Source organism: Paraburkholderia sediminicola (genome assembly GCF_046026675.1).
Classification (GTDB): domain Bacteria; phylum Pseudomonadota; class Gammaproteobacteria; order Burkholderiales; family Burkholderiaceae; genus Paraburkholderia; species Paraburkholderia sediminicola_F.
In genome coordinates this window covers 3280567-3304314 of the sequence record NZ_JAQQEY010000001.1, presented here as the reverse complement: position 1 = coordinate 3304314, position 23748 = coordinate 3280567, and the positions used below count along the sequence as shown (strand labels likewise).

Annotated in this window: 23 protein-coding genes and 3 tRNA genes; 16 read left to right on the top strand and 10 right to left on the bottom strand. The window is 61.8% G+C overall.

Annotated elements, in window-relative coordinates; translation table 11 throughout:
- The first annotated feature begins 4 nt into the window (after positions 1–4).
- Together acpS and nagZ are read left to right on the top strand one after the other, a co-directional pair.
- Complete coding sequence (acpS, locus tag PQQ86_RS14205) at positions 5–448, top strand: holo-ACP synthase (RefSeq protein ID WP_408267772.1); 444 nt, start codon at positions 5–7, stop codon at positions 446–448.
- Between the two features lie 68 nt (positions 449–516).
- Complete coding sequence (gene nagZ, locus PQQ86_RS14200) at positions 517–1545, top strand: beta-N-acetylhexosaminidase (RefSeq protein WP_408267769.1); 1029 nt, start codon at positions 517–519, stop codon at positions 1543–1545.
- Positions 1546–1683: 138 nt separating this feature from the next.
- Here the strand turns inward: nagZ and PQQ86_RS14195 are convergent, their stop codons facing one another.
- The 4 genes from PQQ86_RS14195 to earP all read right to left on the bottom strand — a co-directional run bounded on the left by PQQ86_RS14195 (position 1684) and on the right by earP (position 5918).
- On the bottom strand, positions 1684–3066 hold the full coding sequence (locus tag PQQ86_RS14195; RefSeq protein WP_408267766.1) for a sigma-54-dependent transcriptional regulator: 1383 nt from the start codon (positions 3064–3066) through the stop codon (positions 1684–1686).
- A gap of 307 nt (positions 3067–3373) precedes the next feature.
- Complete coding sequence (locus PQQ86_RS14190; protein ID WP_408267764.1) at positions 3374–3580, bottom strand: CsbD family protein; 207 nt, start codon at positions 3578–3580, stop codon at positions 3374–3376.
- A 283-nt stretch (positions 3581–3863) separates the two neighbouring features.
- Positions 3864–4421: an elongation factor P gene (gene efp, locus PQQ86_RS14185; RefSeq protein ID WP_097390005.1), complete on the bottom strand. Its 558-nt coding sequence runs from the start codon at positions 4419–4421 to the stop codon at positions 3864–3866.
- Positions 4422–4715: 294 nt separating this feature from the next.
- The gene (earP, locus tag PQQ86_RS14180) at positions 4716–5918 is read right to left on the bottom strand and encodes an elongation factor P maturation arginine rhamnosyltransferase EarP (protein ID WP_408267761.1); all 1203 of its coding nucleotides are present in this window, start codon (positions 5916–5918) and stop codon (positions 4716–4718) included.
- Between the two features lie 257 nt (positions 5919–6175).
- Between earP and uvrC the strand changes: the two genes are divergently transcribed.
- From uvrC to PQQ86_RS14155, 5 genes are all read left to right on the top strand, one after another.
- A complete protein-coding gene (uvrC, locus tag PQQ86_RS14175; RefSeq protein WP_408267759.1) occupies positions 6176–8386 on the top strand; it encodes an excinuclease ABC subunit UvrC in 2211 nt (736 codons plus the stop codon).
- 243 nt (positions 8387–8629) lie between these two features.
- Positions 8630–9223, top strand: coding sequence for a CDP-diacylglycerol--glycerol-3-phosphate 3-phosphatidyltransferase (gene pgsA / locus PQQ86_RS14170; protein WP_408267756.1), 594 nt, complete (start codon positions 8630–8632; stop codon positions 9221–9223).
- Positions 9224–9438: 215 nt separating this feature from the next.
- Positions 9439–9514 (top strand) — tRNA-Gly (locus tag PQQ86_RS14165).
- Positions 9515–9576: 62 nt separating this feature from the next.
- Positions 9577–9652 (top strand) — tRNA-Gly (locus PQQ86_RS14160).
- A gap of 104 nt (positions 9653–9756) precedes the next feature.
- Positions 9757–9830: transfer RNA gene (locus tag PQQ86_RS14155), tRNA-Cys, on the top strand.
- 172 nt (positions 9831–10002) lie between these two features.
- Here PQQ86_RS14155 and PQQ86_RS14150 read toward each other — a convergent pair.
- Complete coding sequence (locus PQQ86_RS14150; protein WP_408267754.1) at positions 10003–10878, bottom strand: hypothetical protein; 876 nt, start codon at positions 10876–10878, stop codon at positions 10003–10005.
- Positions 10847–11206, bottom strand: coding sequence for a hypothetical protein (locus PQQ86_RS14145; RefSeq protein ID WP_408267751.1), 360 nt, complete (start codon positions 11204–11206; stop codon positions 10847–10849). Before PQQ86_RS14145 ends, PQQ86_RS14150 begins: the two co-directional genes overlap by 32 nt.
- A 79-nt stretch (positions 11207–11285) precedes the next feature.
- Between PQQ86_RS14145 and PQQ86_RS14140 the strand changes: the two genes are divergently transcribed.
- From PQQ86_RS14140 to PQQ86_RS14115, 6 genes are all read left to right on the top strand, one after another.
- Positions 11286–12020 carry a hypothetical protein gene (locus PQQ86_RS14140; protein ID WP_408267748.1) on the top strand — a complete coding sequence of 245 codons (735 nt, stop codon included), beginning with the start codon at positions 11286–11288 and terminating at the stop codon, positions 12018–12020.
- A gap of 104 nt (positions 12021–12124) precedes the next feature.
- Positions 12125–12271, top strand: a complete 147-nt coding sequence (locus PQQ86_RS14135; RefSeq protein ID WP_408267745.1) for a hypothetical protein — start codon at positions 12125–12127, stop codon at positions 12269–12271.
- A 96-nt stretch (positions 12272–12367) separates the two neighbouring features.
- Positions 12368–12529, top strand: coding sequence for a hypothetical protein (locus PQQ86_RS14130; protein ID WP_408267742.1), 162 nt, complete (start codon positions 12368–12370; stop codon positions 12527–12529).
- A gap of 47 nt (positions 12530–12576) precedes the next feature.
- Entirely contained in the window at positions 12577–13335 is a 759-nt protein-coding gene (locus PQQ86_RS14125) for a TraB/GumN family protein (protein ID WP_408267739.1), read from the top strand.
- Between the two features lie 191 nt (positions 13336–13526).
- The gene (locus PQQ86_RS14120; protein ID WP_408267736.1) at positions 13527–14507 is read left to right on the top strand and encodes a sensor domain-containing diguanylate cyclase; all 981 of its coding nucleotides are present in this window, start codon (positions 13527–13529) and stop codon (positions 14505–14507) included.
- A 139-nt stretch (positions 14508–14646) separates the two neighbouring features.
- The gene (locus PQQ86_RS14115; protein ID WP_408267734.1) at positions 14647–15141 is read left to right on the top strand and encodes a GNAT family N-acetyltransferase; all 495 of its coding nucleotides are present in this window, start codon (positions 14647–14649) and stop codon (positions 15139–15141) included.
- Positions 15142–15253: 112 nt separating this feature from the next.
- Here PQQ86_RS14115 and PQQ86_RS14110 read toward each other — a convergent pair whose 3' ends face one another.
- The 3 genes from PQQ86_RS14110 to PQQ86_RS14100 are packed head-to-tail and all read right to left on the bottom strand — an operon-like array spanning position 15254 to position 17197.
- Positions 15254–16138, bottom strand: a complete 885-nt coding sequence (locus PQQ86_RS14110; protein WP_408267732.1) for a cytochrome c oxidase assembly protein — start codon at positions 16136–16138, stop codon at positions 15254–15256.
- A 9-nt stretch (positions 16139–16147) separates the two neighbouring features.
- Positions 16148–16609 (bottom strand): copper chaperone PCu(A)C, encoded by a 462-nt coding sequence (locus tag PQQ86_RS14105; protein WP_408267729.1) that lies wholly within the window; start codon positions 16607–16609, stop codon positions 16148–16150.
- A gap of 18 nt (positions 16610–16627) precedes the next feature.
- Positions 16628–17197 carry an SCO family protein gene (locus tag PQQ86_RS14100; protein WP_408270284.1) on the bottom strand — a complete coding sequence of 190 codons (570 nt, stop codon included), beginning with the start codon at positions 17195–17197 and terminating at the stop codon, positions 16628–16630.
- Positions 17198–17671: 474 nt separating this feature from the next.
- Between PQQ86_RS14100 and otsB the strand changes: the two genes are divergently transcribed.
- Both otsB and otsA read left to right on the top strand, forming a co-directional pair.
- Positions 17672–18421, top strand: coding sequence for a trehalose-phosphatase (otsB, locus tag PQQ86_RS14095; RefSeq protein WP_408267726.1), 750 nt, complete (start codon positions 17672–17674; stop codon positions 18419–18421).
- A gap of 67 nt (positions 18422–18488) precedes the next feature.
- Positions 18489–19949, top strand: coding sequence for an alpha,alpha-trehalose-phosphate synthase (UDP-forming) (gene otsA / locus PQQ86_RS14090; RefSeq protein ID WP_408267723.1), 1461 nt, complete (start codon positions 18489–18491; stop codon positions 19947–19949).
- Positions 19950–20064: 115 nt separating this feature from the next.
- Here otsA and PQQ86_RS14085 read toward each other — a convergent pair whose 3' ends face one another.
- Positions 20065–21900 carry an ABC transporter ATP-binding protein gene (locus PQQ86_RS14085; protein WP_408267720.1) on the bottom strand — a complete coding sequence of 612 codons (1836 nt, stop codon included), beginning with the start codon at positions 21898–21900 and terminating at the stop codon, positions 20065–20067.
- 692 nt (positions 21901–22592) lie between these two features.
- On the opposite strand from PQQ86_RS14085, the gene PQQ86_RS14080 reads away from it, so the two are divergent.
- Positions 22593–23657, top strand: coding sequence for a glycosyltransferase family 4 protein (locus PQQ86_RS14080; protein ID WP_408267717.1), 1065 nt, complete (start codon positions 22593–22595; stop codon positions 23655–23657).
- Positions 23658–23748 lie beyond the last annotated feature (91 nt).

Here is a 23748-nt window from a genome sequence, read left to right as displayed (position 1 = left end):
GCCCATGACGATCTACGGCATCGGTACGGATATCGTGCAGGTCAGCCGCGTGGCCGCGGTGATGACACGCACCAACGGCCGCTTCGCCGAGAAGGTGCTCGGCCCGGAGGAACTACGCGTGTATCACGCGCGCCACGCGCGGTCGGCGGCGCGCGGTCTTGCGTTTCTCGCCACGCGGTTCTCGGCTAAAGAAGCCTTCTCGAAAGCGATCGGCCTCGGCATGCACTGGCCGATGACCTGGCGCGCGCTGCAAACGCTCAATAAACCGAGCGGCGAACCGATGGTGGTTGCGTCGGGCGAACTGGCCGAATGGCTCGACGCGCGCGGCATCACGGCGCGCGTGACGATCAGCGACGAACACGATTACGCGGTGTCGTTTGTGATTGCGGAAACCGGGGAAGTGGCGCGAGGGCCGGACGCCCCCCACGCACCCGCCAGCGACGAATAAATATATTCTGAACGCGGCGCACGTCAGCCGTGTCTCTCTTTGCATCAAGCTTTTTCTAGCGGAATTCGATGAAACTCACTCCCGGACCGGTAATGCTCGACGTGGTCGGCACAAGGCTGAACCACGACGACAAACGCCGCCTTGCCCATCCGATGACCGGCGGCGTGATCCTGTTCACCCGGCATTACGAGAGCCGCGCGCAGTTGATCGCGCTGACCGATTCAATCCGCGCGCTTCGCGACGATCTGCTGATTGCCGTCGACCACGAAGGCGGTCGCGTGCAGCGCTTTCGCACCGACGGCTTCACGGTGCTGCCGGCCATGGGCAAGCTCGGCACGCTGTGGGACAGCGACGTGCTGCACGCCACGAAGGTGACGACTGCGGTCGGCTACATCCTGGCGGCCGAGTTGCGCGCGTGCGGCATCGACATGAGTTTTGCGCCCGTACTCGATCTGAATTACGGCCAGTCGCAGGTGATCGGCGATCGCTCGTTCCATCGCGATCCGCGCGTCGTGACCTTGCTGGCGAAGAGCCTCAATCACGGCCTTGCGTTGGCCGGCATGAGCAATTGCGGCAAACATTTTCCAGGACACGGCTTCGCGCACGCGGACTCCCACGTCGCGATGCCGGTCGACGACCGTTCGCTCGATGAGATCCTGCGCGAGGACGCGGCGCCGTACGACTGGCTCGATGTGTCGCTCGGGGCCGTGCTGCCCGCCCATGTGGTTTATCCGCAGGTCGACTCGAAGCCGGCAGGTTTTTCGCGTGTCTGGCTGCAGGACATCCTGCGCAAAAAACTTCGCTTCGAAGGCGCGGTCTTCAGCGACGATCTTTCGATGGAGGCCGCGCGCCAGGGCGGCACGCTGACGGAAGGCGCGAGCGCCGCGCTGCAGGCCGGCTGCGACATGGTGCTGATCTGCAATCAGCCGGACGAAGCGGAGAAGGTGCTGGACGCGCTGCGCTTCACGCCGTCGAAGGAGTCGCAGCAGCGGCTTAAGCGCATGCGGCCGCGCGGCAAGGCGCTTAAGTGGAGCAAGCTGGTCGCCGAGCCGCAGTATCTGCAAGCGCAAACTTTGTTGCGCAGTGCGTTTGCGTGAGCAACCGGTAACAACCAATAGCAACCGGTAGATAGCGGATCTACAACTCAAGCGTTTGCATCGAACAAAAAACGGCGCCTCTTTCAGGCGCCGTTTTTCCATTCAAGCCAAGCCCGCCGTAAGGCCGACCTCATCCGGTCAGTTCAGGCGCATCCGCTGCAGCTTGTTGTACAGCGTCTTCGGACTGATCCCCAGCAGCGACGCCGCGCGATGGCGCGTGCCGCCGACCGCATCAAGCGTTGCGCGAATCAGCATTTCCTCGACGTCCGCGAGGGGCGTGCCGACGGTGACCTGCACGCGGCTGCCGTTCAGATCGCGCCCGTTTACCGAGCCCGCTTCATCGGCGCGCAACGATTCCAGTACGTCGCCCGATGCGTGATACGCCCGGCGCACGCGATCCTGCAACTCGCGCACGTTGCCTGGCCACTCGTACGAGAGGCACTCGCGCAGGAAGTTCGGCCCGACCTGCTTGGCCGTTTCCGAGCTGCCGCGCGTGGTCGCTTCGTGATTCAACTCGTCGACGACGGCTTGCGCGATCAGCGTTGGATCGTCGCCGCGCTCGCGCAACGGCGGCAGTGATATCGCGGCCGCTTCGAGGCGCAGCGCGAGGTCCTCGTGCAGGCTGCCGTCGGCGACCGCCGCGCGCGAGTTTTTGCGCGTCGAGGCGATCAGCCGGAAGTCGGTCGCCACCTGATTCGCGCCGCCGACCCGCATGAAGGTCTGTGAATCGAGTGCGCGCAGCAGCGCTTCCTGCTGGGCGCGCGGCAGTTCGGCGATTTCGTCGATGAACAGCGTGCCGCCGCTGGCCTGCTCGAACAGGCCAGGCTCGCGCTGCTCGGCACCGCTGAACGCGCCGCGCTCGTGGCCGAACAGCAGGCTGTCGAGCGAGCGTTGCGCCGCGACGCTGCCCGCGGTCCGACAGTCGAACGTGATGAACGGTCCTTTGCGGCGCCGGCTCATGTCGTGCAGCGTGCGCGCGGCAATCTGCTTGCCCGTGCCGGCTTCGCCGGAAACCAGCACGGCGGCTTCGGTCGGCGCGATATGTTCGATCGTGTCGTAGACATGCTGGATCGCGCCGCTGCGGCCGAGTAACGAGCCGAAACGACCGAGTCGGCGCAGCGACGCGCGCAACGTCTGAACTTCTTCGGTCAGCTCGTACGGACGCGGAATCCGGGCGAGCAGGCTGCGCAGACGCGGGATATTGACCGGTTTGAGCAGATAGTCCCAGATGCCGTGCCGCAGACCTTCGATCGCGCTCTCGACCGTCGCGTTGCCGGTCATCACGATCACGGGCAGGGCGCCGCCAGGCGGATGCGCGGGCAGGTGCTGCAACACGTCGAGCCCGCTGCCATCCGGCAGATTCAGGTCGACCAGCACGACATCGGGGATAAAGCGCGTCAATGCTGCCCGGGCCTCGGCGATGGTGGTCGCGGTGTCGACGGAGAAGCCGTCGGCGGCAAGGATGGCGGACAGGCCTGACAGGCTATTGGGATCGTCTTCAACAATCAGGGCGTGTGGCATGGCGAGCGCTATTTTTGGATGGACGGAATACCCGGTACGCCGCGCCGGTACTCTGGCGCGCGACATGGGCGCGATGGCTGGCCGGTACTGCCGGTCGAATGCCGGACCGCGGGGGCAGCGTCTGCCGCGGCGGCGGGATAGCCGCAGCTCAATTGGCATGGGCGCGACGCAGGCCGTGGAACACGACCTGCAAGCGGATCTGGGGCGATTCGACTCACGTAGTTCTGGTCCTTTGCTTTTCTATGGATGCCCGCCCTGACGCGATGTGACGCATGGACGGGCCCCTGTATTTCCTTCATTCGACCGGTCAGAAATCCCGATTGCTGTCGAAGAAACGCCGTACCTCAAGCTCCGCTTGCTCGCGGGTCTTACCGTAGCGCTCCTGGATCAGCCCGGCCAGTTTGTCGACGCGGCCTTCTGCCTTGGTCAGTTCATCGTCCGTCAATTCACCCCATGCTGTTTTGGCCTTGCCGACCATTTGCTTCCACTTGCCTTCAGCGATGTCGTGATTCATGTCGCATCTCCGGAGTTGAGGGAATCAAGCCTTACTGGCCTGTATTAGGGAGAAGCATGGACTGTGCCACAGCCAATTACTTAAGCTTATCAATGGTTTGTTTGACGCAAGGCAGGAAGAGAAGAGCGACGGATAGGCATTTTTGAGAAAGGGCCGGTAAAGATTTCCACAACCATACACGGTGGCGCAAAAAAGAAAAAGCGCCCAAAGCGGGCGCTTTTTTTTGCCATTTATTTATCGCTGCGCCGGACTTGCTCCGGCGCAGGACTCAGGCTGCAGGCGCTTAGGCGCGGCTGCGGTACTCGTGCGTGCGCGTGTCGATTTCGATCTTGTCGCCGATGCTGCAGAAGAGCGGCACTTGCAGTTCGAAACCGGTGGTCAGCTTGGCGTTCTTCAACACCTTGCCCGACGACGTATCGCCCTTGACTGCCGGTTCCGTGTAGATGATTTCACGGACCAGCGTGGTCGGCAGTTCGACCGAAATGGCTTTCTCGTTGTAGAACACGACTTCGCAAGCCATGCCGTCTTCGAGGTAATGGAGGGCGTCGCCCATCATTTCGCCTTCGACTTCGAACTGGTTGTAGTCGGCGTCCATGAAAACGTACATCGGGTCAGCGAAGTACGAGTACGTGACTTCCTTGCGCTCCAGCACGACGACGTCGAACTTGTCGTCTGCCTTGTACACGCTTTCCATGCCTGCGCCGGTCAGCAGGTTCTTGAACTTCATCTTCACGACGGCGGAGTTACGGCCCGACTTGTTGTATTCGGCCTTTTGCACGACCATCGCGTCGCTGCCGATCATTACGACGTTGCCGGTGCGGAGTTCCTGTGCGGTCTTCATAAAACTGTCCTGTACGAAATTAGTAGCTTCAACTTTTGCTCAACGGCAGACGGCGCAAGCGGATTGGCCTGCCGGGTTTGCCTTGCGAATTGGTCTGGCCCGTGGGTCCTGTCCCGTGAGTCTGGCCCCGTGAGTCTGGCCCCGTGAGTCTGGCCCCGTTATCCTGGCGAATTTGCCAGACGAATTTGCAAGACGAGTCTGCCAGATGAATTGGCTAAACGAATTTGCCAAACGAATTTGCCAAACTTCGCCACGATCGGGCCGCGTTTGCGTCGTCGGCCGTTGGATAACCGCTTATTTTAACTGAGTTTTTGCGAACAAGGCCAGATTTCCGGCGAGGTCGCCCACCTGGGCCAGTTCGCCGGCCCATTCGGCCGCACGCTGCTTCAGCACCGAGCGGTGGCGTTGGAATTCCGCCCAGTCCGGCCGGCCCGCGCCGTTCCATGCGTGCCAGAAGCGCGTGAGGGCGTCCCGCGCGTCGGCGGGCAGGGTGCGGGCGTAGTGGGCGAGCGCGGCATCGAGCTTTGGCAGATGGGCGTCGTCGGCCTGGGGGTAGATGTGCCAGACGAAGGGTTTGGCGGCCCATTGGGCGCGCACAAACGAATCTTCACCGCGCACGAAATTGACGTCGCTGGCCCACAGCAGCTTGTCGTAACCCGGTTGCTCGGTGAAAGCGAGCGCGTGAACGCTGAGGCCGTCGCGCTCGGCATGCGAACCGGCAGCGAACGACGGCAACCCGAAAAAGCGCGCGACCGAGCCCGAAATGCGGCCTTCCGGCACCAGCAGAACGACTGGTTCAACGCTGTCGCGCCATTGTTCGAGCAGGCTGTCGATAGCTGGGTTTTCGTAGGCGAACAGTGAGACGACCGTGGCCGTGGCCGGCGGCGGCGCACGGCCAGTGGTCTTCAGCCACCACGCTGCGCGCGCCGGTTGCGAGGCCTCGAAGGCCGCGCGCGCGGCGTCGAGAGGCCGTTCCTTGAGCACGCCGCCGGTGCTGGGACCGAGTCCTGGGAAAAAGAAGGTCTTGGTCAGTGGGTAGCGTGGATGCGGCGACGGCCGCAGATGGAAATCCGCGACCCAGTCCTCGGCGCTCAGGTATTCGAGGTTGAACCAGACCGGCACGCGCTCGCGCCGCGCCATTGCGGCGACGTAGATCGGCGGTAACTCGCAGGCGAATGCCTCGATTACGACGTCAGCCACTTCGAGCGTATCGCCCGCGTGGGCCGGCTCGTGCCAGTGCTCGACGATGATGTCGCCGACTGCCTGGCGCGCGCGATCCAGCGCCAGCGACGGGCACAGTTTCTGGAACGCATGCAGATCGTCGACAAACACACGCACCTGCCAGCCGTGCTCGCTTGCCAACTGGCGCGCGAGACGCCAGCACACGCCGATGTCGCCGAAATTGTCGATCACCGCGCAGAAGATGTCGCAGGCAATCCCTGTGGGCGCGGCCGCGGGTTGTTCGGAGACGGGCGTAACGAAGGAAGCGGAGGACATGGTGGCGTGGTCGCAGAGTGGAACAGGTGGTGCGGTCGGGTTCTGCGGGGTTTTGCTGACGGATGACGCAATCGGCTTCAGCCGTCGGCTTCTACCTGTGCATCACACCATTCGATGCAGCAGGGTTCGAACGCACGCGGAATGCTCTAAACTGGCGATTCTAAAGCACTCGTCCCCGGTTCCGCGCCTCAGTGACCACTCAGCGCGCAGCGCGTGGGCAGAGGCTTCGCGACACTGTCCCAGCTAACCGATTCTGCATGACCGAACCCGAAGCAACCGACGTTTTCGAGCCGAAAAAAGTGCTCGCCCAATTGCCGCATCTGCCCGGCGTCTATCGCTATTACGATACGCAGGGCGCGGTGCTTTACGTGGGCAAGGCGCGCGATCTCAAGAAGCGCGTCTCGAGCTACTTCACGAAGACGCAACTGTCGCCGCGCATCGCGATGATGGTGACGCGCATTGCGCGCATCGAGACGACCGTTACGCGCTCCGAGGCTGAAGCGCTGCTGCTCGAAAACAACCTGATCAAGGCGCTGGCGCCGCGTTACAACATCCTGTTTCGCGACGACAAGTCGTATCCCTATCTCAAGCTGACCGGTCACAAGTTTCCGCGCATGGCGTACTACCGTGGCTCGGTGGATCGCAAGAATCAGTACTTCGGGCCGTTCCCGAGTGCGTGGGCGGTGCGCGAAAGCATCCAGATCCTGCAGCGCGTCTTCCAGTTGCGCACGTGCGAGGATTCCGTGTTCAACAACCGCACGCGGCCGTGTCTGCTGCATCAGATTGGCCGCTGCACGGCGCCGTGCGTTGCGGCGATTAGCGAAGAAGATTACGCGCGCGATGTCGCCAACGCGTCGCGCTTTCTGCTCGGCCGGCAGGGCGAGGTGATGAAGGAGCTCGAGCAGAAAATGCACGCGTTCGCGAGCGAGCTGAAGTTCGAGCAGGCCGCGGCGGTGCGCAATCAGATGAGCTCGCTGTCGACGGTGCTGCATCAGCAGGCGATCGAAGTCGGCGGCGATAGCGATGTGGATATTCTCGCGGTGGTCGCGCTCGGCGGGCGCGTGTGCGTAAATCTCGCGATGGTGCGCGGCGGAAGGCATCTGGGCGACAAGGCGTATTTTCCGTCGCACGTGGAAAGCGCATTGACGGTTGCCGAGGGCGGGCTTGAGCAAGGCGGCGACGATGAACTGCTGGTCGACGTCGCGAGCGGTGCGGGCCTGGTGTCTGACGAGGCCGCAAATGGCGTGAACGCATTGTCCGATGCAGCTGACGCGCTCGCAATCGCCGGGGAGATGCCGTCCGAAGAGGATGATGACGAGGCAGATGCTGCCCTTGAGGCCGAAAATGAAGAGGGTGATGCGGGCGAGTCCGAGTCCGAAGTCGAGCCTTCGGCGCCACGCAAAGGCCGTGCAACCGTCGGCGGCATCGAATCTGAAGTGCTGGAGGCGTTCATCGCGCAACACTACATCGGCAATCGCGTCCCACCAGTGCTCGTGGTCAGCCACGCGCCGGCCACGCGCGAACTGGTCGATGTGCTGATCGAACAGGCCGGCCACAAGGTAACGGTGCTGCGCCAGCCGCAAGGCCAACGGCGCGCATGGCTGGCAATGGCCGAGCAGAACGCGCGGCTCGCGCTCGCACGCCTGCTCTCGGAACAAGGCTCGCAGCAGGCCCGCACGCGCGCGCTTACCGACACGCTCGGCATGGAGTGCGACGACCTCGCGCATCTGCGTATCGAGTGCTTCGACATTAGCCACACGATGGGCGAGGCGACGCAGGCGTCATGTGTGGTGTATCACCATCACAAGATGCAGTCGTCCGAATACCGCCGCTACAACATCACCGGCATTACGCCGGGTGACGACTACGCGGCGATGCGCCAGGTGCTGACGCGCCGCTACGAGAAGATGGTCGCGCAGGCGGCTGCGAACGCCGCGGACGAAGCCGCCGAATTGCAAAGCGACGCGGCCTCGGATCCTGCGCTCGCAACGGATGCCGCGGAACCGGCTGCGGCCGGCGGCATCCTGCCGACCATCGTGTTGATCGACGGTGGTAAGGGTCAGGTCGAAATCGCGCGCCAGGTGTTCACCGAACTGGGTCTCGATACCGGCATGCTGGTCGGTGTCGCGAAGGGCGAGGGACGCAAGGTCGGTCTCGAAACCTTGATTTTCGCGGACGGCCGCGCGGCGCTCGAACTCGGCAAGGAAAGCGCGGCGCTGATGCTGGTCGCGCAAATTCGTGACGAGGCGCACCGTTTCGCCATCACCGGTATGCGCGCGAAGCGCGGCAAGACTCGCCAGACCTCGCGGCTCGAAGAGCTCGAAGGGGTGGGCGCGAAGCGGCGTCAGCGGCTGTTGGCGCGCTTCGGCGGTCTGCGCGGGGTGGTCGCGGCCAGCGTCGAGGATCTGGCGAGCGTCGAAGGAATTTCGCAGGCGCTTGCCGAGCAGATCTACCGGCAGTTGCACTGATCGCGATACGTCACGCTGCGTGCGGAGCGGCAAGTCACTCATCAAAAAGCGACTGGGAAGCGCGCGGCAAGCGGTTGACAGGCGGTTGAGATGCGGCGGACAGGCGACACAAAAGCTGCCGGCAGGCGACTGATAAACCGTGCTTCGGCATCGCCCGTGCTGTGCCCCGCGCGCCGCTTTGCTTGTGGCAGGCCCTGTGACACGGCACAATTGCATCTCCCTTGTCAGACGCTGCGCCTGCCCATGCCGTTTAATTTCCCGATTTTCCTGACTTGGCTGCGGATCGTGCTGATTCCGCTCGTCGTCGGCGTGTTCTATTTGCCCGACATGATGATGAGCCCGGCACACCGCAATCTGGCCGCCGCGACGATTTTCATTCTGGCGGCGCTCACCGACTGGTTCGACGGCTTTCTGGCCCGCAAATGGAATCAGACCTCGGCGTTCGGCGCGTTTCTCGACCCGGTCGCCGACAAGCTGATGGTGACGGCTGCGTTGCTGGTGCTCGTGCAACTGGCACGGATCGATTCGGCGATCGCGCTGGTGATCGTCGGACGCGAAATCGCCATCTCGGCGCTACGTGAGTGGATGGCGCAGATCGGCGCATCGAAGAGCGTTGCGGTGAATTCGCTCGGCAAGTTCAAGACCGTGTGCCAGATGGTCGCGATTCCGATGCTGCTGTTCTACGGGCCGTTGCCGTTTGGTGGCGGGGTGTCTGTCGATACGCGCGTGTGGGGCCTGTGGCTGATCTATCTGGCCGCGTTCCTGACGATCTGGTCGATGCTCTATTACATGAAACTCGCGTGGCCGCAGATCCGAGAGCGGGGTGGCGTCGTGTGATTGGAAAACGTTCGGGGCGCGACGCCCGAGCGGCTGAAGCGTGTCCGAACGTCGGGCAAGCGTGAGTGAAATTTTTTCAGTTAAAGACATTCGCAAAAGGGGTTGACACGTTTCAGTCGATTCTCCATAATCTCGTTTCTCCGATGCACGCAGTTTGAGGTGCGGTAGCAGTAAGAGAGTAGTTGCAGTAATAAGACAGCAGTTAGCAGCACATTGCGGGAGTAGCTCAGTTGGTAGAGCGCAACCTTGCCAAGGTTGAGGTCGCGAGTTCGAGCCTCGTCTCCCGCTCCAAATTTTGAAGCAACGCGTTGTTTGGTGAAGTAAAAGTGCAAGGCGTTGTGAAGTAGGGCAATGCGGGAGTAGCTCAGTTGGTAGAGCGCAACCTTGCCAAGGTTGAGGTCGCGAGTTCGAGCCTCGTCTCCCGCTCCATACATAAGGGGAAGCAACGCTTCCCTTTTTGTTTGGTGGGTCGGTCCTTACGGTTGCCCACCAGACAAATCTGAGAATCTGCAGCTAGATTCCAGTCCGCTTGCGGCGCGATAGCAAAGCGGTTATGCAGCGGCCTGCAAAGCCGTTTAGGCCGGTTCGACTCCGGCTCGCGCCTCCAGTAGTTGATGTAAAGAAAAGCCCCGACTTGTCGGGGCTTTTCTTTTTTCGGCGGCATTGTCGCTGATACCTACTCGACGCGAGGCTTGTGCGTTCCAGTACATCGGCCCTCGCAGCCATCCGTGCGTTTAACGCAGCGAGCACGCAGTTGCGCCTGCTCGTCGCTCGTCACCTCAAAAAACAATCGCCGACTTGATCGATTGAAGTGCTGCGCTGTTCAGGAAGTAGTAGCTGTCTTGCTGCGTCCCGCCACCGAGAGGCGCGAGCTGCAGCGTCGTACCGTCCTTGATCAGGTAGCCCGCGTAAATTTCACCGTTGTTCTGGTAATAGACACGGTAGTCAGTCGCCGCCGAGGCCAGTGCAGCGTTGGCGACCCACGCGCGCATTCCGGCCAGCGTGACGATCTGCCCGTCGCCGATCTGATAGGTCTTGCCATCTGCCGTGCTTGCGTAGGGAAAGAAATTTTCAAGCGTCGAAATCGTCGCGGAGCATGGCGTTGGATTGGGCCCCGTCGTGGTGGGTGCAACGCAGTCGTATGTGAATGCCTCGTCGCCGACCGTGTGCCTCACAACTTTGACGTAGGCCGCGCCCGTTTGCCAACTGGCCTGCCGGTTGTACAGCGATTGCCCGTTGAGCGTGTTCGTGAGAACGCCAACTGCGCTATTGGCAAAGAGCTCGGCGGGTGAAGCGGAAATCAGGCCTGTTAGCGCCACGACGCTGTAGCTGGTGCCAAGTAGCGTGCGGGTCACCGTTTTGCCGTCTGAGGCCAGATAATCTTCCTGGACATTCGCTCCCGAGTAGCTGATCCGAACTTGCGGAGGAAACGCGGAGCTATAGACGGCGCCATTGACGAGTAAGCGCGGCGCCACGATTGCCGGAACCTTTAGCGCGGACGACACGGACGTGTATGTCACAGTCAGCGGCTGCGCCCCGTTCGCGGCGCTTTGCGCGATGCTCGAGTCGTCGGTATAAAAGACACTGCTTGGGCTGACCGTCAGTGCGCCAGTCGACGAAGCGCTAACCGACAGACTTTCGCTCAGAAAGTGCATGCCGCCGTTTGCCGCGAGCGCGACACTTTCGTAGCTTTTTTGTGTGTCGCTCAGATTCGACGCGCTTGCTGTCGATCCCAAGCTGCCTGACGAGCCGCCGCCGCACGCAGACAAAATCGCAGACAAAATAAATGCGGCGCTTGTGGTCAACATGAAATGTCGATTTACCAATTGCTTCTTGTTTTCTTTCATTTTTGATTTTTTGTCTTTCGATTTTGTTCTGTTGATTTTTGAAAGCCCCGAATAAAGCATTGATCGCTGGCAGCCCGATGCCGATCATGTAAAGTATCTCATGCTGCTTCGCATATTCGGAAACATCATTAGACATACGATGCAATGGTTCTGGATGTTTCCAGGTGCGAAAGCACGGGGCAGGGCAAACCCGCTGTTAATACAACATACGACCAATGAAAAAAAACATAACCGCTGTTGCGCTGTTTACCATTGGGTTGCCACTGCTGGCGATCGCGCAATCGGCACCGCCTCCCGACATTAAAGGCGGGGATTCGTGGACCTACGTCAACACCTTTGAGAAAACGCCTTCAATATGGCGCCAGACGCATGACGAAGTGACGGTCCTGCGCGCAACCCCTTCCCACATCTATTACACCTCGAAGCAAGCGGGCTCGACTCAGGTGCCGAACGAGGTGATAGCGGGTGCCGACTGGAGCCGCGAGCGGAACGTGAATGGCGCAGAGGTGGTCGTCAATCGGCCGTTCGTTTTCCCGCTATCGCCGGGCAAAATCTGGAACCTCGAATATACGGAACAGCATCCGAACAAGGCTTTCACTTCGCAAAAGTGGAGCAGCCAGTATCGGGTGGTGGATACTGAAACCGTCGAGGTGCCGGCTGGAAAATTTCAGGCGATTAAAATCGAAGCGGAAGGTGAATGGGTTGCGCAACTCGAGCCGACTCAGACTGTCACTCAAGCCGTGCAAACGCAGCAGGGCGACACCGCCATGATCACTCACGCACAGAAAACAGGCCCCGTTCAGGTGACCGGACGCACTTATAAGGCATTCTGGTACGTGCCTGAGATTGGCCGTTGGGTGAAGTCGGTGGAAGAATATTACGGCAGTAACGGCGTGCGAAACGAACGCTATACGGGCGAACTGGAGTCGTTCAAAAGAGGCACGGAATGATCCGGATGTGCGCGATTAAACTGTCCGCTTTTGCTGCGTAAGAAAAAAGCCCCGAATGCCGGGGCTTTTTTTCTAATCTTTCTTGTATGCAAAATGGATCAGGCATGCGTATCTCAAACCCCGAACGCCGTTCCTTCTATTTGCGCCTGATCTACGCGCTGTGTCTGTGCGGCGCCACTTGGACGCATCTGCAAGTGGCTTTGATCCACGGGCTCTGGTGGGACTACGGCGGTGCGGCGCCGCTGACATAAATCTACTGGACGTCACTGCTCTTTATCGATCCGCTAACGGTTCTGCTATTGCTGTTGAGTCCGAGAGCAGGGCTGATCCTCTGCGTCGCTGTCATCGTGACCGACGTGGTGCACAATTCATGGTTCGCGCTGCATCATCCGATCCGCATGGACCTGTACGTTTCGCAGATCGCTTTCCTGCTGTTCGTCGCGTTCACGGTGCGGACCGCGTGGCGAGGGGCCGCGAGCCGGGGCGCCGCGCTGCGCGCCGCTGATTGAATTGCCCGATTGCCGCTTTGCGCAATTGCCCGTCTACACGAGGCTACATGTACCTACAACTCACCGGCACCAACGTCCGTCTGCTCGGCTCGATGCATCTGTTTCCGGCGACGAGTCGCAGAACGCCGCCATGGATCGCCGAAGCGTATGACTGGGCCGAGTCGCTGGTCTTCGAATCCGATCCGCCGACGATCCTGCCGTTTCTGAATGCTCCCCCGCAGGGCGGTGCCGATCAGCTGCAGCCTTTGCTCTCCGCCGATGCCTGGAATCAGCTCCAGGCTGTGTGGCCCGTCGAGGGCCCGTTGGCGCCGCTCGTCGAGCTACGTCCGTGGGCCGCGCTGATCGTCGCGCCGACGCTGTTTCAGCAGGTCGTCGAAGGTGTCGAGCCGCGGATGCTGCGCTCGGCGCTCACGCAAGCCAAACCGTACCAGTATCTCGAGACCGCTCAGGACGTGGCGGCGTCGCTCGAATCGATTTCGCTTGAAGCAGTTGGCACCGCGCTCGGCATGCTGATGTCCGATCTCGACGAACCGCAGCGCACGCTCGAGCGGATGCACACCGCGTGGTTGCATGGCGATCTGGAAGCCGTGCATCAGATCGCTGTCGAGTCGCCGATGTTCAACCTGCCCGGCATCCGCCACGCCATTCTCGATGCGCGCAATCGCGCGTGGGCGGCGCGCGTGAAGGCGCTGCTCGGGCGGCCGGAGCGGACCTTGGTGGTGGTGGGCGCACTGCATCTGTGCGGGCCCGGTAACCTGATCGACTGTCTCGCACAGCCCGTCGAGCCGGTTTTTTTAAGCTGCTAGCGGATTTGCCGCCGGGCGGCAGCGTCGGCGCAATTCACCGTCAAATACCGTGATTGAGGGGCCGGGGAGGGCCCGGTTGAGGCGCGATCAAGCGGAACTCCGGCAGCCGGGCTCAATCCGACGGTATGGATGCCGCTATACACTATGTACCTACGACGCCGGTCAACCTCCATGGCCCTACGGAATACGACATGCATGTCCCACTGACGCCCGTTAATGAAAGCGCCCGTCTCGACACACTGCGTGCGCTGAACATCCTGGATACCTTGCCGGAAGAACGTTTCGACAGGCTGACGCGTCTCGCCAAACGGCTATTCGGCGTGCCGATCGCGCTCGTGAGCATCGTCGATGCGGACCGGCAGTGGTTTAAGTCGTGCGTCGGCTTGACCGCGAGCGAGACTTCTCGTGACGTGTCGTTCTGTGCGCACGCGATTCTCGGCGACGAAATCATGATGGTCCCTGACACGCTGGCCGACGAGCGTTTCCACGATAACCCGCTCGTCACGAACAATCCGAATATCCGTTTCTATGCCGGCTGTCCCCTCACGGTTCCGAACGGCAGCAAGCTCGGCACGCTTTGTCTGATCGACGTAAAGCCACGCGGCCTTGACGAGGAAGAGCGCGAGTTGTTGCGCGATCTGGCGCGTATGGCCGAACAGGAACTGGTGGCGGTGCAGCTGGCCACTCTCGACGACTTGACGTTGCTGTCGAACCGCCGCGGTTTTGAAGCGCTCGCACGACATGCGTTGAACGTCTGCAAGCGGATGGATAAACCTGCGTCGCTGCTGTTTTTCGATCTGAACGATTTCAAGCTGATCAACGATACCCACGGCCACGCAGAAGGCGACCGCGCATTGAATACTTTCGCCGACGTGTTGCGCACCGCGCTGCGCGAAAGCGATGTGATCGGGCGGCTCGGCGGCGACGAGTTCGTCGCGCTTCTGACCGACTCGGGCAGCGCGGAAACGCTGGAGGTCACGCAACGTCTCGCGAAATTGCTGGACGAGCGCAATGCGGAAGCCCGGCGCGGTTATCAGATCCGCTATAGCGTCGGCCAGATTCAGTACGATCCTGAGCGGCATGCATCAATCGCCGAATTGCTAGCGGCGGCCGACGCAGCGATGTATAGCCACAAACAGGCGTCGAAGGCGCGGGCGGCGCACGGCGGTTGAGCGCGGCTGTATGCGCATGCGTGTGGGGTTGCCGCCGAACTTGCCAATATCGGCGCGGCATAGCCTAAGATCGCCACGCGCGGCATAATTTCGGATTGCCGCCGCTCCTCCCGGCGCACCTCTTTTTTGAAGCCTTTCCATGACTGAACCGCAGCAAACCGCCGCCACACGACTGGCGCAACTCGAATGGCGCTGGAAAGCGTTCGAAGATCTCACGGCAGCCGAAGTCTACGCGATGCTGGCCGCGCGCAGCGCAGTGTTCGTCATCGAGCAGAACTGCCTGTATGGCGATATCGACGGGCTCGATTCAGATGCCTGGCATCTGTTTGCCTTTGGCCCCGGTGCAAAGAAGCCGCCGCTCGCGGGCTATCTGCGCGTGCTGTTACCGGACGCCGCCGACGCCGATATCCGCATCGGTCGCGTACTCACCACGGCGGAATTCCGCGGCATCGGCGTCGGCAACGCGATGCTCGAACGCTCGCTCACGCATATCCGGGCGCAGTGGCCGGGTACGCAGATCCGTTTGCACGCGCAGGCGCATCTGCAAGGCTTCTACGGCGCGTTCGGCTTTACGCCGGTGTCGGAGATTCACGAAGAGGACGGCATCCCGCACGTGTGGATGCGTTCGGCCTAAACCAAACTGCTGCCGGCTCGGCTCGGCTCGGCTCGGCTCGGCTCGGCTCGGCTCGGCTCGGCTTGCTCGCCGACCGGCTTCAAACGCCGCGACTTCAATCGATTCGAAATGCTTAGCGCTGGCTGCTCGCAGGCGCTGACGCGGGCTGCGTCAAATCTTGCGTCGCCTTTGCACGCCGCTCGCCGCGCAGACGTCCGCGTGCCGACAAGCGCATCCAATGACGCAACGCCAACAGCGCGCCGATCACGCTCATCATCGAGCCTGGAATCCATAGCAACAGCCCGCCGATTTGCTGATCGCGCATCGGGCTCAGCCACGTGAAGGCGCGGCCGCAAATCGAGTAGATCGGATACAGTTCGCGCGGCGTAAAGAAGATAAACGCGCCCAGCATGATCTGCGGCGGAATCGCAGCAATCACCACCAGTACGCGCTTGCCGGGCGACAAACGTGCCGGCGGTGCCGGACGCGGATCGAGCACGAGCCACCAGAACAGCAGCCCGTCGATCACCATGCTCCAGTTCATCACGCGATAGAGCCGCCAGTCGAGCATCGCCATGAAATGAATTGGCGACATCAGCCAGAAGTAGATCAACCCGACGAACAACGTGACGGCGACCACCGGATGCATCACCACATCCAGCAGCTTGCGTACTACCGGAGTCCCCAGCGCCGGCCGCACGAAGCGCTGCCGCCAGCTGAATGGAATGCCCGCGCGCAACGCGGCACCCGGATAAGAGAGTGCGATAAAGAACGGCCCGAGGTGATGCAACACCAGATGCTGCGCGCGATGCATGAAGAACTCATGCTCGAAGAAATAATCGAGCCGCGTATGCAGGGCGATATACAACGCGACCAACCCAAACCAGAAGGAAATGCGCCGGGGAATCGACACTTTCGCCTTGTGCGCACCACGCACGAAAAGAATCGCCGGCACCAGCAATGCGATGACGACGGTCGGCGAAAACTCCCAGGGGTCGAGCCAGTAGAGCAGGTTCATCGCGGGACGTTACTTGGTCTGGGCGGGCGATTTGACGGCGAACGGCGTATCGAGCGTTTCGCCGTCGGAGAACTTCAGCGTCAGACGCACAGTGTCGCCCGGTGCGACCTTGTGCTTCGCATCTTCGAGCATCACGTGATAGCCGCCCGGCGCAATCGCCACCTGGCCGTGCGCGGGCACCGTCAGCTTGTCGACCATCACCATCTTTTGCGTCGAGCCGTTCGACACGGTCTGATGCAGCATCGCATTGCCGTAGTCGTTGCTGGAAATATCGACGAGGTCGACCGGCTTGTCGCTCGTGTTCACCAGCGTCACGTAGCCGGCGGCGGGGAGGTTGTTCGGCAGCCAGCGCACCCACGCGTCCTTGACGCTGATCCCATTGGCACCGGCGGCATGCGCGGCCGAAGCGAAACCGAACGAGAGGGCGAGGGTGCAGCTCAGTGCGGCGAACGTTTTGATCTTGATCGACATGGGTGAACTCGGGAAGGGTCAGGAGCGGTCATCAACGATGCGGCGCAGATCTTGCGCGATCGCATCGGGCGTATCGTGATCGGTAGCGAGCAGGCGCGCGTGGCCTTGCGGGTCGAATACGTAGACGGCCGAGCTATGGGTGACTTCGTAGTCGCCGTTGGGGTCGCGCTTTTCCATCTGATAGGCGACCCGGTAACGCTTGGCGAGCGACTCGATCTGCCAGTCGGTGCCGGTCAGGCCCTCGGCGTGCTGCGAGTCGAAAGCGCCGACGTAATCATGCAGCGCTTTGGGCGTGTCGCGTGCCGGATCGACGGTGATGAACAGGATGCGCACTTTTTGCGCGTCCGGGCCGAGTTTGCCGATCACCTGCATCAGGCGGCCCATCGTTTCTGGGCAGACGTCCGGACAATGCGTATAACCAAAGTAGACGAGCGCCGTGCGGCCTTTAAACGAATCACCGGTTGCGGCGCGGCCGTCGTCGCCAGTTAGCGTGAAATCTAGATCAGGCAAGTGGCCGGTTACGTTGGTCAACTGGAACGGTTCGGCGGGATGCGTGCAGCCGGTTAGCGCAGCGAGCGCGCCCGCCATGACGGTCAACGCCACCAGGCGCGCGGGCCACGGCCGACGTGGCGTTAAGCGGTTCGACTGTTGGTGGCGGGGCGAGAGGATGGGGAACAAAGCAGGGTTCAATGACTCGATTGAAGAGCGGCGCGTGACGCTGCCCGTGAACGGACTCGGTTGATTCGTGCCAGGCACGCGGCCCGTCATGGTGTGCAAATAGGGTCGTCGCTGCAATGGCCTGCGTGGCAGCGACTGTATCGCAAAATCTCCAATGACGTCGCGCAGCGCCCGCGGGTGCGCGGTTTGCGAGGCAATTTGACGCAGGCGGCTGAAAGCTTGCTGAAGCCCGATTGTTCTCTTTTTGAACGCAATCGTGAGCGGCGTCGGCAGCGCCGCCCGGCCAGGCTTGTGTCCAGGCTTACTTTCTCGAAAAATTGACGGATGCGCGGTAAGATGCGCACACTTTTCCGGCCGCAGAAGGCCGAAAGGCAAAATTAACCGATGCAAGCACTTCCGGCTGTTCTGTCTCCTGGTGAGACGGCATTTTTCTTCGACTTCGACGGCACGCTCGTCGAACTCGCGCCCACGCCGGACGGCGTGCTGGTGCAACCGCGCGTGATCGGGCTGCTGACCGAGTTGCGCAGTCTCACGAACGGCGCGGTCGCGATCGTGTCGGGCCGCGGCATCGACAGCATCGACGGGTTTCTCGGTATGCCCGATCTGCCGATCGCCGGTCTGCATGGCGCCGAGCGGCGCGATGCGAACGGCGACACACAGCGCATTGGTTTTCACGACGAGCGCCTGTTGCGCATGGAGCAGGTGCTCGCGCAGGTTGTCAACGAACATCCCGGCATGCTGCTCGAGATCAAAGGGGCAGCGCTGGCGCTGCACTACCGCAACGCGCCCGACCGCGAGCCGGTGGCGCGCGAGGCGACCGAGCGGCTGGTGGCCGATTACCCCGGCTCGTATGTGTTGCAGCCGGGCAAGATGGTCTACGAAATCAAACCGAAGGACGTCGACAAGGGCCGCGCGATGCGTGCGTTTCTGGACGAACCGCCATTCGTGGGCCGCACGCCGGTGTTTGCCGGCGACGATCTGACCGACGAGAAAGGCTTTGCCGTCGTCAACGAGCGCGGCGGCCTGTCGATCAAGGTGGGCGCGGGCGACACGATGGCGCATACGCGTATCGAGTCGGTCACGGCGCTGCTCGACTGGCTGGAATCGATTGTCGCGGCCGCTCGCGGAGCGTGATCTTGACACCGCTGGTTGCGCCCCATCCCCTAACGACCATGACTAATTGCATCGGGAATCGCGCTTCATGAGCCGACTGATCATCGTATCGAACCGGGTTGCGCCGATCTCGGAGGGCGGCCCGGCGGCGGGCGGCCTGGCGGTCGGCGTGTACGACGCGCTGAAGGAAACCGGCGGCATGTGGTTCGGCTGGAGCGGCGATGTGCTCAGCTCTGGCCAGCCGCAGATCAAGGTGGAAGAGCGCGGACCGGTGACCTTCGCGACCATCGCGCTGATGCGCCGCGACTACGACCAGTACTACCGCGGTTTTTCGAACGCCACGCTATGGCCCGCGTTCCACTATCGCGCCGATTTGTTGCAGTACGACCGGCACGACTTCGAAGGCTATTGCCGCGTCAACGCGTGGCTCGCCCAGCAACTTGTCCCGCTGTTGCGCGAAGACGACGTGATCTGGGTCCACGACTATCATCTGATCCCGTTCGCCCAGGCGTTGCGCGCGGCCGGCGTGAAGAATCGCATCGGCTTCTTCCTGCATATTCCGTTTCCGGCGTCGCAGGTATTGCTGGCGGTGCCGCCGCATCGCGAACTGGTCGAAGCGCTGTGCTCGTTCGATTTGCTCGGCTTCCAGACCGCGCCGGATTTGCGGGCGTTCTGCGACTACATCGTCAATGAGGCGAACGGCACGGTCGACGTGTCCGCCAGCGGACCGCTGAGTGTCCATGCGTTCGGCCGTACGTTGCGCGCGGCGGCTTATCCGATCGGCGTCTATCCGGACGAAATCGCCGAGCTGGCGAAGGCGGGCGAACGCGGCAAGCCGGTGCGCACGATGAAGACTGCGCTGCATTCGCGCAAGCTGATCATGAGCGTGGACCGCCTCGATTATTCGAAGGGGCTGGTCGAACGTTTCCGCGCGTTCGAGCGCTTGCTGGAACATTTCACCGCGCAACGCAACCAGGTGTCCTTCCTGCAAATCGCACCGCCGACGCGTGCCGACATGCACGCCTATCAGGACATCCGCCTGCAACTCGAAGGGGAGTCGGGGCGCATCAACGGCCGCTTCGCCGAACTAGACTGGACGCCAATCCTTTACATTCATAAGCAGTACGAGCGCTCGGTGCTGGCTGCGCTGTTTCGCACGGCGCATGTCGGCTATGTCACGCCGTTGCGCGACGGCATGAACCTCGTCGCCAAGGAGTATGTGTCGGCGCAGGATCCGGACAATCCGGGCGTGCTCGTGCTGTCACGTTTTGCCGGCGCCGCGCAGGAACTGGATGGCGCGCTGATCGTGAATCCGGTCGATATCGACGGTATGGCCGAGGCGTTGGCGAGAGCGCTGGAGATGCCGCTTGTGGAGCGTCAGGCGCGTTATCGCGACATGATGGTGCAACTGCGCGAGAACAACGTGTCGGTGTGGCGCGACAACTTCATGCGTGATCTTCAGAGCGTCGGTGGTGCGAAAAGCACCAGAACCGTGAAGGTGCGTGCCGGATCGGGCAAGAAGACTGCGCGCGAAACCACGGTCGGATAGGTGGTTTTCAGGCCCGACTAGAGCTGCCTCTGGAAAACAAAAAAGCCGCTCGAAGCGGCTTTTTTGTTTGTTGTTGCTGCGATTCTCGCTGAAGCAGCAGAAGGCGGTGCGTTGACTAGACCACGTGCTGTTCGTCCACCTTCTTACCGCCGACGTGCAGCGTGGTGCCCTTGCCGTACTGCTTCGAGAGCAGATCGCGATACAGGCCCGGCCGTTGGCGCAACTCTTCCGGACTGCCGTCGTCGATGACCTTGCCCTGGCTCATCACGATGATCCGGTCGAAGTTATTCAGCGTCGACAGCCGGTGCGCGATCGCGATCACCGTGCGGCCTACCATCAAGCGGTCGAGCGCCTTCTGAATTGCTTCTTCCGATGCGCTGTCGAGCGCAGAGGTGGCTTCGTCGAGCAGCAGGATCGGCGCATTCTTCAGGATCGCGCGCGCAATCGCGATACGCTGGCGCTGTCCGCCGGAGAGCTTGACGCCGCGGTCACCGACGATCGTGTCGAACCCTTCCGGCATGGCTTCGATGAAATCGCTGCAGCGGGCTTCGCGCGCGGCAGCGACCACTTCTTCCCGGGTCGCTTCAGGGCGGCCGTAGGCGATGTTTTCGTACACTGTGCGATGGAACAGGGAAATATCCTGCGGCACCAGCGCGATTGCGTGGCGCAGGCTGTCCTGGGTGATCGCGGCGATGTCCTGGCCGTCGATCTTGATGGCGCCGCCCTGCGTCTCGTAGAAACGCTGCAGCAGCGCCAGTACGGTGGATTTGCCCGCGCCCGACTTGCCGATCAGGCCGACCCGCTGGCCCGGCTCGATATGCAGGTCGAAGTGATCGAGAATCGGCCGGCGGCGCGGGTAGGCGAACGTCACGGCTTCGAAATCGACCCGGCCGCCTTGCGGCACGAGCTCGGTGGCGCCGTCGCGGTCCGGCATGCCGTGCGGCTCGAGCAGGGTGCGCACGGCTTCCGCGAGTCGCGCGACGTGCTGCGTGACGTCGACCAGCGCCACGGCCAGATCACGCGTGCCGTGCAGAATCGTGAAGCCGAGCGAGCTGACCAGAACGATGTCGCCGGAGGTCGCACGGCCTTGATCCCACAGCCACAGCGCCCAGCCCAGCAAGCCTGCCGACAGCAGCGCGGTGATCACCGCGTGCAGCAGGCGCAGCTTTTCCAGATATAGCAGGCTCTGCTGGCGCGCTTCCATTTCCGCTTTGACGGTCGCGCCGAAACGTTGCTGCTCGCGAAACGTCATGCCGAAGGCACGCACGAGGCCCATGTTGCTGATCACGTCGACCAGCTCACCGTCCACGGATGCTGCTTTGGTGGCGAAATGATGATGCCGCGCCGAACCACGCCCGGCAAGTTTGTAGAGCACGACCGACAGAATGGCCGAGCACAGCATCAGGCCACCGGCCATCAGCGGATTCACGGCGGTGATCATGACGATCGCGCCTAGCACGGCGATACACGGCGGCAGCACGTTCCAGGCGGTGGTGTTCTCGGCGGTGTAGACCGCGTTCGAGGTTGCCGTGATGCGGCTCGCCAGCATGCCCGGCTGTTTCTCCGAGTAGTAAGTCGGCGAGTGGCCGCTTAAATACTGGAACAGGTCGCGCCGCAGGTCGCCGGTCACGGCCACGAAGGTATGCGCGGCAACCCATCCGCCGACCCGCCACAGCATGTTGTCGGCGGCGATCAGGCCAACCAGGATGGCGAACGCGCCCCACAGCGGACCGGGATGATGCCGGCCTTCGCCGAGCACATCGATCAGATGCTTGATCGCGTATTGCGAAGCGAGCGCACAGCCCACGGCCGCGAACACGCTGCACAGGACGATCGCATGCGCGAGCGGGTGGCGGCGAATAAAGCGGAAAAGAAACGCAAGCGGCCGGTGCGCATAGCTCGCTAGCTTTGCGTTCTGGGCGTTACGCTGGGCGATGGTTAAGTGTTCCAATTGATCGTGAGGTCGGTGTGTTTCAGGTTGTGCATGCAAGGCATGGGCCACAGCAAAAGCGTTCGCCGCGAAGCCGATGCTTCGCATTGTAAACATGCAAAAGCGATTGCGCCCTGTGTATCCGGGCGATGGCGCGACTGATTTCGCGATAGACGACCGCGACCTACTGTTGCTCGACCCGCCGATCGGGCGGTGGTTCACGCAGGCTGCGGAAAATTTCGGGATATAATTACAAATTGCATTCAACTGCGGTGCGGCATTTCTTCAACGCCTGCCGGCAAAGTTGACACAGGAACTTACAGCTGCCGTGTTCGGGTCAGCGTTGCAAGCCAGTTGCTACTGTAGAACTGTCTTATAAAACAAGGGTTTGTAAAGTGTTTCGCCTTTGTAACAACGTAAAGACTTTGAAATGTTGTGGTGCAGCGAGATGTCCGGCATTGATAATGCATGCTCTGCTAGCCCACCGAAAAATCTGACAGTTTGTCAACGTAGGTGCCGTGTGTGCGTTTACCGGCACATGCGCAGACAGCGAACTGTTGATCTGGGCTCACTACCCAAGCGATCCATCGCAGGATTTCTCGAAAGAATCAGGCCAGCGCCGGCATATCCGGCCAGACTGCCCTGGCGAGCAAGCGAGTCGCTTTTACCAAACGCAGTACTTTTGCCTGATTTTTTACGAGGAGTTCTTCATTATGCGAATCGCTCAAATCGCTCCCTTGCACGAGGCGGTTCCTCCCAAGCTTTACGGCGGGACGGAACGCGTGGTGTCCTACCTGACCGAAGCGCTGGTTGAACAGGGCCATGACGTCACGCTTTTCGCAAGCGGCGATTCGCAAACCTCCGCGAAGCTCGAAGCGTTCTGGCCGCAGGCGTTGCGTCTCGACCCGACCATCCGCGACGTGATGGCGCCGCACATGCTGCTGCTCGAAGAAGTACGCCGCCGCGCGGACGAATTCGACGTGCTGCATTTCCACATCGACTACTACCCGTTCTCGCTGTTCGCCCGCCAGCCGGTGCCGTTCCTGACCACGCTGCACGGCCGTCTCGATCTGCCGGAACTGCAGCCGATCTTCAACACATTCAGCGACGTGCCGGTGGTGTCGATTTCGGACAACCAGCGCATCCCGCTGCAACAGGCGAACTGGCTGCAAACCGTTTATCACGGCCTGCCGGAAAACGTGCTCACGCCGATCAAGGACGTCGAGCCGGGCTACCTCGCATTCCTTGGCCGCGTCTCGCCGGAGAAGGGTCTCGACCGTGCGATCCGCATCGCCGGCCAGGCAGGCATGAAGCTCAAGGTCGCCGCTAAGATCGACAAGGCCGATCGTGCCTATTACGAAGAAGTGATCAAGCCGCTGATGGCGCTCCCGCACGTCGAATACATTGGCGAAATCGGCGAAGCCGAAAAGCGTGAGTTCCTCGGCAACGCGCATGCACTGGTGTTCCCGATCGACTGGCCGGAGCCCTTCGGTCTGGTGATGATCGAAGCAATGGCTTGCGGTACGCCGGTGATCGCATTCAACCGTGGTTCGGTGCCGGAGGTGATCGATAACGGAGTGTCGGGTTTCGTCGTCGAAGACGAAATCAGCGCGGTCGCCGCTGTGAAGCGTCTGCACACGCTGCCGCGCGCCGGAGTGCGCAAGGCATTCGAAGCGCGCTTCTCGTCGAAGGTCATGGCGAAGAACTACGTTGCCACCTACGAAGAGCTGCTGCGTCAGAAGCATCGCACGGTGCTGCGCGAAGTCAACGCCAGCTAAGCACGGTACGTAAAAGCAGCCAGGCCGGCCTTGCCGGCGCGCGCTTTCGGCGTCCCGGCTCAGATGGTCCGGCTGCCCCAGCAACGCCCCG